Here is a 14,070-nt window from a genome sequence, read left to right as displayed (position 1 = left end):
TCGTTTCAGGTGAAAAGGTGCCGGCCGGCGAAATAGGCGGCGAAGGCGAGCAGGTTGGTGCCGCCCAACCACAGCCAGGCCTGGCGGGCATTGCGGAAGAAGTAGACGCCGCCGAGGATGGGCAACCAGACAAGCGCGACCAGCCACATGACAAACTGGAACTTGTTGAGGCCGGCTGGTCCGCCGGGTGTGAACCAGGCAAACAGCGCACTGATCGCCAGCGCCAGGCTGAAGCCGAGCAGCGTGCCGGCCACTGTCTTGCTCCACAGATCGCGGGTCGTCGATTTCATGTTTTGCTCCGTGAGGAGGACGGTTTGAGCAGCGAGAGTGCGGGAAATATGGCGAAGAGCAGCATGATGATGGAGAGCAGGACAAAGAAGGCGGCGGCGCCGTGCATAACCCGCAGCCAGAGCAGGTAGGCGACGATCAGCAGGAGTGCCCTGGCCAGGCGGCCGGGCAAGGGCTTGTCCAGCCACTGCTGGCGAGGTGAAGAAAGGTAAAGGCGCAATGCGGCGGCAAAGCTGATAAGGAGGGGCAGGGCGATATCGGACATCGGGCGGTCATTCAAGGAAAAGGTCGAAACCCCGGGACAAGGCTGGCGGCCAGGCCGAACCGTGATTCTCGCCAGCCAGTTCGTGATAGCTGACGCGGCCGGCCGAGGCCGGATGCGACTGCAGTGTGGCGGTCAGTTGCCGGGCTTCGGCCACCATCGGCCGTTTGGCGCGCATGGCCAGCAGCTCCGGCGACAGGCGCCCCTTGGGCGGCTCGTCCTCGGTGGCGCCGACGCTGATCTGCACCGTCGGCCATGGCTGTTGCTCGCCTCGGCTGGCCAGGAAAGCGCGCATTTCGTCGAGCACATGCTTGTCCTGCCACCAGATCGACGGGCTGGCAGCAATGTAGGTGGAAAACGCCTCGGGTCGGGTGAACAGTGTGTGCAGTACGAAAAGGCCGCCGTACGAATGTCCGAAAATTGCCTGTTTTTTCCGGTTGACCGTGAAAGTGGCGGCGATGCGCGGTTTCAGATCCTGTTCGATGAAATCGAGGAAGCCCTCGGCCCCACCCCCGCTGGCCGGGTCGTACCGGCCAGCGGCCAGGGTGTAGTCATGGCTGCGGGCAGCCATGTGGTAGTCGTCGTTGCCGGCATAACCGATGCCGACGACTAGGGCCGGCGCGATGCCGGTGACCGGCTGGCGCCGCTCGATATTGCGGCTGATGTGCGCTGCCAGTGGAAAGGCGGCATTGCCGTCGAGCACGTAGATGACCGGGTAACCGGCGGGCGGCGGCGGGGTGCTCGGGGCGGAAACAAAGATGCGGTAGCGCTGGCCGGTCTGCGGCGAAGCGAGATCGTATTGCCGGGCGTGCGGGATCGTCACCGGCTGTCCGGCGCCGAGGCCGGCGGCCAGCGTTGGCGTCGTCGGCAGGAGCAGCGCCAGGCCGAGCAGCAGACCGGTCCGGCGCAGAAAGCGGCAGGCAAGCAGCCTGGCGGGGCTTGCCTTCCTTATCCCGATCCGACGAAGCAGGGGTCGGGGAGCGTTCAACTCAGAAATCCACCGTCGCTGACAGGTTGAAGATACGTGGTGCGCTCAGCGTGGTGTAGCCCTCGCCATGGTAAGGACCGGCCCAGTAATCCTTGTCGAACAGGTTGACGACATTGGCGCGGAAGGTTGTCTTCCGGCCGGCGATCTGCGTGGCGTAGCGGGCGCCGGCATCGTAACGCGTCCAGCTCGGGATTTCCCGCGTATTGGCCGAATTCAGGTACTGCTTGTCGGTATGCACGACGCGGCCGCTCAGCGTCAGGCCGGGCAGCCAGGGCATATCCCATTCAAGGCCGAGGTTGCCTTGCCAGGACGGCATGCCGTAGGCCTCCTTGCCGTCGTTGGTGCCGTTCGAGGTCTTGACCTGTTTGCCTTCGGCCAGGGTCACGCCACCAAGTAGGCGAACATCGGCCAGTATTTGGCCCATCACCGACCATTCAATGCCGCGCACGCGCTTTTCGCCGTCGATGCTGTAGATGTTGGTCGCGGCATCGCGCACCATGCTCGGCTGGGAGATTTCGTACAGGGCCAGCGTATGGGCGTAGCGGCCGGCATCCCACTTGGCACCAATTTCCTTCTGCTCCGAGACGTATGGTGCAAAGGCCTGGTTGGGGTTGGCGGCGCTTGAGGGGGCCGTGTCGCCCCGACTCAGGCCCTCGATGTAGTTGGCGTACAGCGAGAAATTGTTGCTCCACGGCTTGAGGACCAGGCCGACCGCCGGGGTGGTGACGCTCTTGTCGTAGTCGGCGGTGATGGCGCCAGTGGCGTTGTATGAGGTGTCTTCGACCCGCTGGCTGCGCAGGCCGAGCGTCAGAGCGACCTTGTCGTCGAGGAAACTCAGCGTGTCGACCAGAGCGATACCGCTCAGAGTGGTTTCGCCGGTCTTCGGCGCATCGCCGGGATGGGTGGCCAGTAGCGGATTGATCGGGGCGTAGATGTTGGCGGCAAAACTGGCACTGGAGCGACTGATGTTGCCCGATTCCAGCGCCAGACCGGTCGCAGCCAGCACGACTTCATGCTTGACCGGGCCGGTGGCGAACTTGCCGCGCAAGCCGACCTCGTAGGTCGCGCTGTTGGTGTAGCCGTTCTGGTGGGAGGTGCTTCCGGTATGGCCGCCGTCGAGGCGGACATTGTTGGCGCGCGTACCATTGATGTAGCCATCGTATTCGTTGCGGCGTGTGCCAAAGCCGGCCCAGGCGGTCAGGTGCTCGTTGAAATCGAATTCACCGCGCAGCAGCGCGCCCTGGTTGCGCATCGTCGAGTAGGTTCCCTTGAACAGGTTGGTGCTGGAATCCGGCGGCGTAATGACATTGGTCAGGAAAGAGATCATCAGCGGACTGCCGTTGTCGGTTTTTTCCGTGCTGCTGTAGGCGTCGAGGTTCAGGCGCAGCCGTTCGCCGCGGTAATCCAGCGCCACAGCGGCCAGCTCGCGTGTTTTCGATTGGCCGTCGACGGCCGTTTCGCCATCGCGATAGGCGCCGTTGAAGCGGACCCCGAATTCGTGGTCGCCACCAAAGCGACGACCGACGTCGAGATGGGTACCGGCTTGCGAGCCGGATTCGAAGTCGACGCCGACGCGCGTGATCGGCGTATCTTCGGCGCGTTTCGGCACGAGGTTGACCGTGCCACCAATGGCCCCGCCGGGAGCCATGCCGTTGACCAGGGCGCTCGGTCCCTTGAGGATCTCGACGCGCTCGATGAATTCGGTCGGGACGTGGCCGTAAGGGGCGACACCGTACAGGCCGTTCATCGCCATGTTATCGGCGGTAACCAGGAAGCCGCGGATATATAAATTCTCGACCATGTGGCCGACCGGCGTGGTGTAGCGGACGGACGGGTCATTCTGCAGGACGTCGGCGACCGTCTTGGCATTCTGGTCGGCAATCAGTTCGCTGGTGTAGTTGGTGGTGCTGAATGGCGTGTCGAGAAAGTCCTTGTTGCCGAGAATGCCGACCTTGCCGCCGCGCGCGGTCTGCTTGCCGGCATAGGCCTTGGGCAATTCGCCAGCCCGTTCGGCACCGGCTGTAACGGTGAGCGGGGGTAGTGTCGCCTCGCCACTCTTGCCGGTCGGGACGGCCTTCAGGGTATAGATGCCGGATTGGGGGCTGGCGGCGACCGTGCCGGAACCGGCCAGTAGGCGGTCGAGTGCCTGTTCGGTAGTCATCGTGCCCTTTAGCGCCGAAACGCTCTTGCCGGCAGTCAATTCGGCGTTGGCGGTAAGTTGCACGCCGGCCTGCGCAGCGAGCCGGGTCAGCGCGGTGGACAAGGCGCCGGCCGGAATGTCGAAGTGGTGCGTGGCCGGCGCGGTCTGGGCGAAAGCGACAGCCGGCAGGAGAGCGGCAGCCGGTATGGCCAACACGGCGGCGCGGACGGCAAGGGCGAGCAGGCTCGGTTTCAGGCAGATGTTTCTGTTCACGATGAAAAAGCTCCGAATGAGTGGATAGTGTTGTTCATTCGGTCTGCCGAATCAGATCGGAAAAGGGGAACTGTGCAGAATGGTTTTCCCTGCACGCAAGGACGGTGCTTACCGACGGGTGATGCGAATGGTGTTGTCGTTGGTCGTGTGCACGCGGACGGGCAGGGCGCTTTCGATGGCGGCGAGAATGAGCGGCACGTCGCGGGCTGGTTCGGCAATCCGGTAAACACCAAGCAGGCGATGGCGCCCGGCATCCGTATCAATTCCCAGATGCACGGGGGTGTACCGCTGCAGTTCGTCGATGAATCGCGCCAGTGGCACGTTGTCGGCGATCAACTGGCCGCGCGCCCATTGCTCCCGGGCCGTGTCGGCGGGGCCGCCGGCTTCAATCTGGTCGACATTGATACTGGCTTGTTGTCCGGCAGCGACATCGACAGATGGCTGGCCGGAGGTTGGCGCGATGCGGACGACCCCCTCAAAGACGGCGAGCCGGATGCCTTGCGCGTCGCTCAGGACATTGAAGCGGGTGCCCAGGGCGGTCAGGCGGCCGAGCCGGGTGTCGACGACGAGCGGCCGGTGTGGCGACTGCGGGTCGGGGGCAGTCTCGATGAGGATTTCGCCTTCGTGCAGGATAATGCGGCGCAAATTGGGCTGAAAATCCAGGTCGACCGCGGAAGCCGTGTTGATACTCAGGCGGCTGCCGTCGTCCAGCACCAGTTGCTTCTGGTCGCCGATAGCGATGCGGTATTCAGCGCGAGCAATGGCGTAGGCTTGGCTCCAGGATTGCCACGGCAGGGTATGGCGAAGGAGCAGCCCGCTGCCGAGGAGCATGCCGCCGAGTCCAAGCAGGCGCAGGGTCTGCCGGCGGGACGCGGGGCTCCGCGCCAGCGCCTGGTATGCCGCGCCGTGCGGAGCATGGCGGTTGATCCGAGTGAATGGCTGGCTGATGGCCTCGACCCGTTTCCAGGCAGCGGCATGGGCCGGGCTGGCGGCCAGCCACTGCTGCCAGCCTTGGCGGTCGGCCTCGCTGACCTGCTCGTCGCGCAGGATGGCGAACCATTCGGCTGCTTCGTGCAGCAAGGCGTGCTCGGTGGATGCGCTCATGCCGGTTGGTCGCCTTCGAGCAGGCAATGCATCATCGCCTGCGCCATGTATTTCTTGACCATGCGCTCGCCGACGCCCAGGCGTTCGCCGATCTCGCGGTAAGTCAGGCCATCGAGCTGACTGAGCAAAAAGGCCTCGCGAACCTTGGGCTTGAGCCGGTCGAGCAAGGCGTCGATCCGGTACAGCGCTTCAAGTACCAGCGCCTGCTCCTCGGCGGAGGGGGCATGTCGTTCGGGGAGTGTGGCCAGCGTCTCCAGCCAGGCTCGTTCGATGTCCTGGTGCCGCCAGTGATCGATGAGCAGGCCGCGGGCGATGGTCGTCAGATAAGCCCGCGGCTCGCGATATTCGGGTGGCTCGCCACGGCCCATGATGCGGACGAAAGTGTCATGCGCCAGATCGGCCGCCTGATGGGTGCAGCCTATCTTGCTGCGCAGCCAGCCTTCCAGCCAGCTGTGGTGTTGCCGGTAGAGCGTGTTCAACGAATCGGCAGCGATATCCATAGAGAACTCCGGAACGAGATTCATAGTTCTCGCTGGCTGAACCCGATGGCGGTCTGGCTGGCTAACTAATCAAGAATGATTCTCATTGTCGTATTTTATTCAAAGAAGGTCAATGAACCTGATCGTCAGGGTAAAAGTCGGTGAATCGGCAAGGCATCAAGAAGGTTTGACCGGCTCGTCGCAGCCTTGCCCGCCATCCGGCCGCGGCCCGGCGAGAGCTGGCCAGGAGAAGAGCAGGTAGACGCCCCATGCCAGCACCCAGAGCAGAGCGGCTGTATGTAGGAGTGGGGTATATAAATCGGCGGCGACTGGCCAGCCAGCGGCGGCACGGAGCAGGGCTGCCGCCACCAGCAGCCCGGCCGTGAACGGCAGCCAGCGCCGGTGATCCAGCCCGTAACCACTGTGCATTCGGCCGGCTACGGCCATCACGATGAGCACCGACAGGCCGAGGGCGCCGACCAGCAGCAGGTGTTCGCCGGCGCTGGTCAGGGGGCTGTCGGCGAGCAGGCCCCAGCCGATCACGGCGTAGCCGAGTGCCATGCACCAATAGACGAGGTAGGGAATGAGTACCCAGCGCTGGCCCAGCGCCCGGCCGACGTGCCAGTCGTTGAGCAGGTTGAAAATGGCGGCGGCTGCGGCCAGGGCGAGCCAGCCGGTGACGGCGTTGCCGGGGAGCAGGAATGCGCCGAGGCTGTAGGCGGCAATGGCGACGATGGCCAGATTGCGCCTCGGCGGCCGGGCCATGTAGGGCGCGGCGAAGCCGCCCTGGGTTTCGAGCACGTCATTGACCAGGCGCATCGAGATACGCGACAGGGCGACGACGATGAGGATCATCAGCAGGCCGATACTCAGCCGCAGCCAGGGCATAGCGTCGCCGCCGCGATGCAGGGCAAGGTAGAAACCGGCATGGACGCAGCCGAGGGCGAGCAGGGTGTGGAAAAAGGCGAGGTGGCGCCGGCTTGGTTGTTGCCAGAGCGGTTTGACAACGGCGGCCAGCAGTAGCGCCAGCAGGCCGAGATCGAAGGTGGCAGCGGGGAGCACGCCGAGCGTGCCGGACAGCGCGAAGGCGATGCGCCCGGCCAGCCAGATGGCAACCAGCAGTTTCAGGCGACGGCGCGGAATCGGCGCGGTGCCGGTGAATTCCGGCACGGCGGTGAGCAGGAAGCCGGCGATGGAGGCGGTTGCGAAACCGAAGAGCAGTTCATGGGCGTGCCAGACGACCGGGCCGCCGGCGACCTCGGGTAGCGGCAGCACGCCGGCCAGCAGGCCGACCCACCATGCGATGGCGAGCGCGCCATGGGCGGCGGTGAGCAGGAAGAAGGGCCGAAAGGGGCAAATCCAGATTCCTACGGTCAACCGGAAAAAACGGCCAAAAATGAAATTCATGCGCGCTCCGGCAAGGCAAAGGCGGCGCGGATGTCCGGCCAGCGGATGAACTCGGCGGTGCGGGCGAAGACCCAGTCTTCGTCACGCTCGGCAACCGGCGTCGCGATGGCGTGCTCGGCGTCGATGCGCCCGGGGCTGCCGGCCATGACCAGGATGCGGTCGGCCAGGCGGATCGCTTCCATCAGGTCGTGGGTGATCATCAACACGGCACAGCCGCTGACCACGCGCTCGCAGGCGAGCAACTGGTACAGCTCGCTTTTCAGGCCGATGTCGAGGGCCGAGAAGGCTTCGTCGAGCAGCAGCAGATCGGGCTGCACGGCGAAGGCGCGGGCCAGCGCCGCGCGGCTCTGCATGCCGCCGGACAAGGCGCTCGGGTATTTGTCGAGATCGTCGGCGGTCAGGCCCATCTTCAGCGCCAGCGCGCTGGCCGTAGCGTGGCGGGCGGCGCGCGACTGGCTGGCGGCCTTGAGGCCAAGGGCGATGTTGTCGCGGGTGCGTTTCCAGGGTAGCAGGCGCGGTTGCTGGAACATCATGGCCGGTCGCTCAAAGTGGCAGTCGATGCGACCCTCCCACGGATCGAGCAGGCCGGCCGCCAGGTTGAGCAGCGTCGTCTTGCCGCAGCCGGAGGGGCCGACCAGCGCCACCGCTTCGCCGGCCGCGACGCTCAGGTCGATGTCTTCAAGGACGCGCTGGTAGCCGAAGCGATGGGACAGCCGTGAAATACTCAGGGATTTGATGATGCAAACTCCCGCCAGGATTCGACCCGGCGCTTGATCGGTTCGAGCAAGAGGTATTCGACGGCCAGCAGGCTGCCGACCAACGCAACGATCCAGGCCATCGAGGCGGCCGTGTCGAGATGGCTGCGCGTTACGGCCAGAGCGGCGCCGATGCCGTCGGTGGTGGACAGCAGTTCTGCCATCACGACGACCTTCCACGAGGTGCCGAGCGCCGTGATCCAGGCCGGGAACAGGTAGGAGACGATGTGCGGCAGATAGACGTCGGTGAATTTCATCCACAGCGGCAGCTGGAACATACGGGCAACTTCCTTCAACTGGCCGTCCAGCGTCCGGGTGCCCTGCATGGCGCCGACGAAGATGATCGGGAAGCAGGCGATGAAGACGGTAAACACTGGCGTCCCGTCGCCGGCGCCGAACCAGAGCAGGGCGAGGATCAGCCAGGCGATCGGTGGCATGCCGACAAGCAGGGTGACGAGCGGGCGCGCCATCATCGAGGCGGTCATCGAGATGCCGGCGAGCAGCCCGAGCAGGCTGCCCAGCGTCAGTGCCAGGCCGAAGCCGAGCAGGGCGCGGCGGGCAGTGATCAGGATGTCGTCCCGCGCCGAGCCATCCTGCAACAACTGGCCGAGGGTGGCGAAGGCTTCGCGCGGCGTCGGCAGGATCAGCGAACCGAGGCTTTGTGCGGTCAACTCCCAAACGGCCAGAAAAATGAAAAGGCTGGCCAGCGAGCCCCAGCCGCTCCACAGGTAGTTGCCGGTGGCGGCCAGCCAGTCCAGGGCGCGATTGCGGTGCGCCGGTTGTTGGGGAACGACAGGGGGGTTCAAGGCCGGACCGGATTGCCGTAAAAGCGCTCGTCGGGCAGCTTGCCGCCGACCAGCGCCGGGCTCTTGGCAAGCAACTGGCTGAAGAAGAATTCCAGATCGCCGCGTGCCGCCTGGCCGCTAACCGCCCGCATTTGGCTGACGGCCAGCGAATCGGCCACCGCTTGCGGGGTCAGCAGGTCGATGCGCTTGGCCACCATCTCGCCGCACTGCAAGGCGTTTTTCTGGCACCAATGCAGCGAGGCATCGTGCGCGGCCATCACCTTGGCCTGCAGGGCTTCATCCGCCACGGCCTTGCCGATGACCGTAATACCGGCCTGGGGAATGCGGGCCTCGCGCCCGTAAAGACGGCCCCATTCCTGTTGCAGGTCGACACTGCGATGGAGTTCCGGCGCGATGAGGCTGATCGGGAAGGACTTGGTCTTGCGCAAGGCCATCGACACGGCAGGTTCGGCGAGCAAGGCGTGATCGACGCGCCGGGTAATCAGCAGCTGCATGGCATCGAGCGGCGAAGCGACGTAGCGCAGGGCGAAGTCCTTTTTCGGGTCCAGCCCCTGCTTTTCGGCGACGAGCCCGAAGACGATGTCCGGCATGTCGGCCCGGAAGGGCATGGCGATTTCCTTGCCGCGAAAATCAGCCAGCGTTTTCGCCTTGGCGTCACGCGACACCAGCCACAGCACGCCCCAGGTCGACACGTTGAGCAGTTTTAGCCCAACGCCCCGGTTGTACAGGTTGGCGGCAACGTTGCTCGGCATAGCGACGAAATCCGCCTTGCCGCCCAAAGCCAGCACCCGCAACTGATCCGGATCCTTCCAGACGACGAACTCGACGCTGTCGGCAACATCCTTGAGCGCGCCGGTTTCCATCATGTGGATCAGCGGCGTCGATACGGCAGCGGGCGGGCCGGCCAGGATCAGCTTGGGAAGTTTGTCGGCATGAGCCGGCGTCAGCAGAGCCAGCCAGCCCAGTGCGAGCAGGGAAAGGAAGCGGAAACGGAACAGGAACAGGGGCGGGATCACAGGCTCAGGCTCTCCAGGTTAGAAACTGCCACGCCAGGCCAGCTGGAACGAACGGCCGGGCGACTTGATTTCCCAACCGGAAACGCCTTCGGTCAGGTGCTCGTGGTAGGTCTTGTCGGCCAGGTTCTTGACGGCAAAGCGCAGGCTCTGGTTTTTTGCGAACTGCCAGGTCGCGCCGAGGTCGGCGGTGACGAAGCCGGCAGTCGCGTTTTCTGCGCCGCGGGTAAATTGCGTCGCGACGCGATCCTGACGGTCGACCAGGCGCAGCGTGAAGTCGCCCTTGACGCCAGGTAGCACGTTGCCCAGCCAGCCCAGAGAAATCTCGTCGGCCGGCATCTGGAACAGTGGTTCGTCGAGGTCGTCGTTGGTACCGCGCAGCATCGAGTAACCGGCCGTCAGCCACTGGCCATTGATGAACTGCCAGCGGGCCTTGGCCTCGATGCCCTTGATCGTTGCGCTGCCAAGGTTGACGGTTTTTTTGCAGTTGGCGGCATTGGGTGCGCCGCAAGCTGCGGTGGCGCTGACCCCAGTCAGGATCTGGCCGGTGATGAAATTGTCGATCTGGTTGTAGTAGGCCGAAACGCCGTAGTCAAAGACGGCATTCGCCCCCTTGATGCCGATTTCGAACTGGTCGGCTTTTTCTGCTTCGACTTCCGGGCTGCCGGCATAGTAATAGCCGTCGCCGCGCAGGCCGGATTCGTAGCGCTCGCGCATGCCCGGGGCACGGAAGGCGCGGGCGTAGTTGGCATAGGGGCGCAGCAGCGGAGCCACTTCATAGATCGCACCGAGGCTGCCGGACACGGCGCTGTCACTGCCGTCGAGGCCGCTAGTCCGCGCGCCGTTGTTCATGCTGTCGGCGTCGCTCTTCACCGTGTCGTAGCGCAGGCCAGCCAGCAGGTTGAGCTTGCCAAAGCGCATGTCGTCCTGAACGTAGACTCCCAGGGCCTTGATGCGGGCATTCTGGAACGGGTTGTTGGCGGAGAAGGTGGTGAAAGTCGGTGCCGCAGCCATCATACGGTCCGGGTTACCGGTCATTTCCCAGGCATTGACGCCGAACGAGAGCAGATGCTGCGGGTGCACCAGCCAGTCGGCCTTGGCGTCGAACCCGTCGGTCTGGAAGGTGACGCTGTTGGTAATGATGTCGCGGTTCAGCCAGTTGGCATAAGCGTAGATTTGCCGCTCCATTTCCTGGCGATAGACGCGGACGTCGAGATTGAGCGGTGTTTCGCCACTGCCCTTGCGGCTGTAACCCAATTCGTAGAGGCGGCGTTCCTGTTCAGGGGAGCGCACGGTCGTGCTGCGCGTGGCCGGGTTGGTCGGGTGCGGGCGGGTCGAGCCGGGATACCAGACATCCTCATCCTTGTGCAGTTGGGCCGAAACACGCAATTGCTGCTGGGCATCGATGCGGAAGCGGTATTGGCTGATGAAGCTGTCGGAGTCGTAGCCGGTACGGGCAACCGCGCCATCCGGCGACTTGTAATCGTCGATGCGGGCCAGTGAGGCACCGAGCATCAGTGCATGGTCGCCGGTGTTGGCGTTCATTACCGCCGTGCCGCGCATGCCCTGGCTGGCCGAATCGTAGGAAGCACCAGCCTCGACGCCGATACCTGAAACGAAACGGGCCTGCGGCAACAGCACATTGATCGCCCCGCCCAGTGCCCCCGTCCCGTAAAGCACCGACGAGGCGCCCTTGACCACCTCGACCCGCTCGGCCATGCCCAGCGACATGAACGATGCAATGGCACCGGCCGGCTGCGCCGAGTTGAAGCGCACACCATCGACCAGCAGCACCATGCTTTCCTTGCTCAGACCGCGGATGACCGGATTCTGGCCCTGCGCGCTATCGTTGGCGACAGCAATGCCCGGTTCGCCACGCAGGGCATCACCCAGATTTTGCCCGCCGCGCCGGGTGATTTCTTCACGGTCAAGCGTGCTGGTCGAGATTGGTGTTTCCAGATCAGTTGCGGCATAGCCCTTCGCCGTGACATTGACCGGAGAAAGGGAGGTTTCCTGAGCGTTTGCCGGGGAAAATGCGACCAACAGGGCAAACGCCAAAGGATTTAGGCGAGGCAAGTCCATTTCAAACTCCTGAGAGTAAGGCTGGCTTGCGACGGCTGGCTTGCCTGTTTATGTATAAGTAACAGCTAATATTATATCAAATACGAATAATTATTAATTTGATTCATGTCGCTTTTTTGTGTGGAACTTGAGCCGGGGTAGGCATCCGTGTTCCGGCATGAGCACCGAGAATTCCGATTTTCGGTGGAGGGCAGCAATGCCAGGTGTCGGCACCACCGACTGTCGCTGAGCGCTTGGCGCCACAAATCAAGCAGATCGCAGCGCCACATGCTGGAAAACCGCTTGCAATTTAAATAAGAATCATTACCATTAAGTGGCCTTACAAAACATAAGGTTATTAACTTACCCCCAATCGATTACGTGGCTCAGCCACGGCAACCAACGGAGATTCAAACAATGGTAAAGATCGGTCTGTTTTTCGGTTCGACCACCGGCAAGACGCGCAAAGTCGCCAAAATGATCAAGAAGCGGTTTGATGACGAAACATTGGCTGAGCCAGTGAATATCAATAAGGCGATGCCGGAAGATCTCGCGTCATATCAGTTCCTGATCTTCGGTACGCCAACCATGGGTGAAGGGCAACTGCCCGGGTTGAGTGCGGAATGCGATGGGGAAAGTTGGGAAGAAGCCTTGGTGCGTCTGGCTGATGTTGATTTCAGCGGCAAAGTGGTAGCGGTCTTCGGTCTCGGTGATCAGGAGGGATATCCCAACCAGTTTGTCGACGCGATGATTGAGATTCACGATTACGTGGTTGATCGCGGTGGTCGTGTTGTAGGTGCTTGGCCGACGGCAGGTTACGACTTTTCCGTTTCCCAGTCGGTGCTGGATGACAAATTCGTCGGGCTGGCGCTGGATCTCGACAATCAGTCGGACATGACAGAGGATAGGCTGGACGCTTGGTTAAAACTGTTGGCGCCCGAGTTTGGGTTATCTCTCTGAGGCTCGCTATGACAAAAAATGTCATGGATCTACAAGTACTGACTGCTGAGCAACTGGTAGCTCGCACCATGCATCTCCTTTCACGGGCAGCAACGATCGGTGTTTGCCAGGGGCGCGTGCGGGCCTTGATTCAGCATCTGGAGTGTGTGGCCAGCGAAAATACACTTGATCCGGCTATTCGCAGCACGTCGGAACAGTTGCTGGCTGACTGGCGCGCGGCGCAGTTGGAGGAATTTGGTCAGCCAGAGAAACCGGTAAGTCATTGACCCATCGTCATCGCACGCCATTAGCCGGTAATTTCTTTGCTGAAGACGATGGTATTTATTTGGAATTCCATTGAGCGAGTAATGGCGGGGGCATGGCCCAATTCACGCCACCGGCCGGAACGGGCGTCAGTACGTCTGTAATCAAGCATCAGGTGTTGGCCAAGGGCCAAGGATAGACATCCAACTCAACGGTAACGCTTGGCAACTCCTTAACCATTGGGGTCAGTCAGTTTTCCCAGTAGCCGACGTTCGGCCAATTCCAATTTCAGCAACACGGAATTCTACGAAGCAGCCGTTGGCGACCTCAACCCTTGGCCAATAGCGGATGATCGCCTATCGCACATTTTTGTTTTAAGCCTTTGATAATATTGGTTGGACATTTCGTCCGTGGCATAGGAGACCCGATGAAAACCATGTTCGCTGTATTTCTGACAGTCATTGTGCTTGGAGCCTCGCCCAATATCCTCGTAGTAGAAAGTGGCGCGCACAAACACAGCCACGGGAGTGCCGAACCGATAAAGCTCCAGCTTAACGCTGGTAAAAAATGGACAACTGATGAACCGCTGCGTCAGGCCATGAGCGACATCAATCAAGCGATGGCAAAGGCGATACCTGCGATTCACAAGAATCAATATAGCAACGACGACTATCAAGCATTAGCAACGACAATCAGCGAAAAAGTGGCTTACGCAATAGAGAGTTGCACCTAGTACTGACACAGTAAACGAACAAGCCCGCTTGTCGGAGGTTTTCAATGAACTACTTGACCGGCTAATTGCAGGCGCGCTCAAACCCAAGCAAACTTTGGGTTCTGCGCCAGTTTCAGCCATCGCTTGCCGCAGTGCGTATGGAGGACACAGAAGGCAGAGATCATTTTGGCAATTCAAATTGAACGAGTCATGGACATTCTGCGCATTGAGAGTTCTGACGGATTGTTGGGTTCTTATTTATGAGTGTGTTGCCGCACAACAAGGCGCGCCAGCCGACCGGGCCAAAAATAGCGCTTTTGTCCGTCGACAGAGCTTGAGGTTAGCCTGTTGCCCTCGTGATAAGGGCAACACTGCCAGATCAAAGGTGCGGCTCCACAACTTTCCACTTGTCATTGCAACTTACGATTTGGAATACACTCTTAGTCAGACCTACTGTAACGGCAATGGCATGTACTTCCCCGTTTCTTCCTCGAAACCAGGCAGAGGTGGCCCCGCGCAGTTGGACAGAAATTCGGTTTTCTTAAGTGAACTCTCTGCGGGTTAAGCCGCTGCGGCGAG

General features: G+C 62.0%; 14 protein-coding genes. 3 read left to right on the top strand and 11 right to left on the bottom strand.

What is annotated here, in order from left to right; all coding sequences use genetic code 11:
* Positions 1-5 precede the first annotated feature (5 nt).
* From AC07TV_RS12840 to AC07TV_RS12790, 11 genes are all read right to left on the bottom strand, one after another.
* Entirely contained in the window at positions 6-290 is a 285-nt protein-coding gene (locus tag AC07TV_RS12840) for a hypothetical protein (protein ID WP_494648752.1), read from the bottom strand.
* Entirely contained in the window at positions 287-553 is a 267-nt protein-coding gene (locus AC07TV_RS12835) for a hypothetical protein (protein WP_494648751.1), read from the bottom strand. Before AC07TV_RS12835 ends, AC07TV_RS12840 begins: the two co-directional genes overlap by 4 nt.
* Before the next feature lie 7 nt (positions 554-560).
* On the bottom strand, positions 561-1,538 hold the full coding sequence (locus AC07TV_RS12830; protein ID WP_494648750.1) for an alpha/beta hydrolase: 978 nt from the start codon (positions 1,536-1,538) through the stop codon (positions 561-563).
* Position 1,539: 1 nt separating this feature from the next.
* On the bottom strand, positions 1,540-3,951 hold the full coding sequence (locus tag AC07TV_RS12825; RefSeq protein WP_494648749.1) for a TonB-dependent siderophore receptor: 2,412 nt from the start codon (positions 3,949-3,951) through the stop codon (positions 1,540-1,542).
* A gap of 108 nt (positions 3,952-4,059) precedes the next feature.
* Positions 4,060-5,055, bottom strand: a complete 996-nt coding sequence (locus tag AC07TV_RS12820; protein WP_494648748.1) for a FecR domain-containing protein — start codon at positions 5,053-5,055, stop codon at positions 4,060-4,062.
* Complete coding sequence (locus tag AC07TV_RS12815; protein WP_494648747.1) at positions 5,052-5,555, bottom strand: sigma-70 family RNA polymerase sigma factor; 504 nt, start codon at positions 5,553-5,555, stop codon at positions 5,052-5,054. Before AC07TV_RS12815 ends, AC07TV_RS12820 begins: the two co-directional genes overlap by 4 nt.
* A 156-nt stretch (positions 5,556-5,711) precedes the next feature.
* The gene (locus AC07TV_RS12810; protein ID WP_494648746.1) at positions 5,712-6,941 is read right to left on the bottom strand and encodes an NnrS family protein; all 1,230 of its coding nucleotides are present in this window, start codon (positions 6,939-6,941) and stop codon (positions 5,712-5,714) included.
* Positions 6,938-7,615 carry an ABC transporter ATP-binding protein gene (locus AC07TV_RS12805; protein ID WP_494648978.1) on the bottom strand — a complete coding sequence of 226 codons (678 nt, stop codon included), beginning with the start codon at positions 7,613-7,615 and terminating at the stop codon, positions 6,938-6,940. The genes AC07TV_RS12810 and AC07TV_RS12805 overlap by 4 nt, the downstream gene beginning before the upstream one ends.
* A gap of 50 nt (positions 7,616-7,665) precedes the next feature.
* Entirely contained in the window at positions 7,666-8,502 is an 837-nt protein-coding gene (locus tag AC07TV_RS12800) for an ABC transporter permease (protein WP_494648745.1), read from the bottom strand.
* Positions 8,499-9,476: an ABC transporter substrate-binding protein gene (locus AC07TV_RS12795; RefSeq protein WP_494648977.1), complete on the bottom strand. Its 978-nt coding sequence runs from the start codon at positions 9,474-9,476 to the stop codon at positions 8,499-8,501. The genes AC07TV_RS12800 and AC07TV_RS12795 overlap by 4 nt, the downstream gene beginning before the upstream one ends.
* 60 nt (positions 9,477-9,536) lie before the next feature.
* Positions 9,537-11,597, bottom strand: a complete 2,061-nt coding sequence (locus AC07TV_RS12790; protein ID WP_494648744.1) for a TonB-dependent receptor — start codon at positions 11,595-11,597, stop codon at positions 9,537-9,539.
* A gap of 396 nt (positions 11,598-11,993) precedes the next feature.
* On the opposite strand from AC07TV_RS12790, the gene AC07TV_RS12785 reads away from it, so the two are divergent.
* From AC07TV_RS12785 to AC07TV_RS12775, 3 genes are all read left to right on the top strand, one after another.
* The gene (locus tag AC07TV_RS12785) at positions 11,994-12,536 is read left to right on the top strand and encodes a flavodoxin (RefSeq protein WP_494648743.1); all 543 of its coding nucleotides are present in this window, start codon (positions 11,994-11,996) and stop codon (positions 12,534-12,536) included.
* A gap of 8 nt (positions 12,537-12,544) precedes the next feature.
* Positions 12,545-12,802: a hypothetical protein gene (locus AC07TV_RS12780; RefSeq protein ID WP_494648742.1), complete on the top strand. Its 258-nt coding sequence runs from the start codon at positions 12,545-12,547 to the stop codon at positions 12,800-12,802.
* Between the two features lie 404 nt (positions 12,803-13,206).
* Positions 13,207-13,512 (top strand): hypothetical protein, encoded by a 306-nt coding sequence (locus AC07TV_RS12775; protein ID WP_494648740.1) that lies wholly within the window; start codon positions 13,207-13,209, stop codon positions 13,510-13,512.
* Positions 13,513-14,070 lie beyond the last annotated feature (558 nt).

Source organism: Azonexus sp. GW821-FHT04F04 (assembly GCF_059420025.1).
Note: the sequence above shows the minus strand (reverse complement) of the source record. Positions and strands in the feature narration are given on the sequence as shown.

What these genes read in the sequence shown, in the direction of transcription:
- AC07TV_RS12810 (WP_494648746.1), bottom strand. Translation starts at nt 6,941, where the DNA reads ATGAATTTCATTTTTGGCCGTTTTTTCCGGTTGACCGTAGGAATCTGG.
- AC07TV_RS12785 (WP_494648743.1), top strand. Translation starts at nt 11,994, where the DNA reads ATGGTAAAGATCGGTCTGTTTTTCGGTTCGACCACCGGCAAGACGCGC.
- AC07TV_RS12820 (WP_494648748.1), bottom strand. Translation starts at nt 5,055, where the DNA reads ATGAGCGCATCCACCGAGCACGCCTTGCTGCACGAAGCAGCCGAATGG.
- AC07TV_RS12835 (WP_494648751.1), bottom strand. Translation starts at nt 553, where the DNA reads ATGTCCGATATCGCCCTGCCCCTCCTTATCAGCTTTGCCGCCGCATTG.
- AC07TV_RS12790 (WP_494648744.1), bottom strand. Translation starts at nt 11,597, where the DNA reads ATGGACTTGCCTCGCCTAAATCCTTTGGCGTTTGCCCTGTTGGTCGCA.
- AC07TV_RS12780 (WP_494648742.1), top strand. Translation starts at nt 12,545, where the DNA reads ATGACAAAAAATGTCATGGATCTACAAGTACTGACTGCTGAGCAACTG.
- AC07TV_RS12815 (WP_494648747.1), bottom strand. Translation starts at nt 5,555, where the DNA reads ATGGATATCGCTGCCGATTCGTTGAACACGCTCTACCGGCAACACCAC.
- AC07TV_RS12775 (WP_494648740.1), top strand. Translation starts at nt 13,207, where the DNA reads ATGAAAACCATGTTCGCTGTATTTCTGACAGTCATTGTGCTTGGAGCC.
- AC07TV_RS12840 (WP_494648752.1), bottom strand. Translation starts at nt 290, where the DNA reads ATGAAATCGACGACCCGCGATCTGTGGAGCAAGACAGTGGCCGGCACG.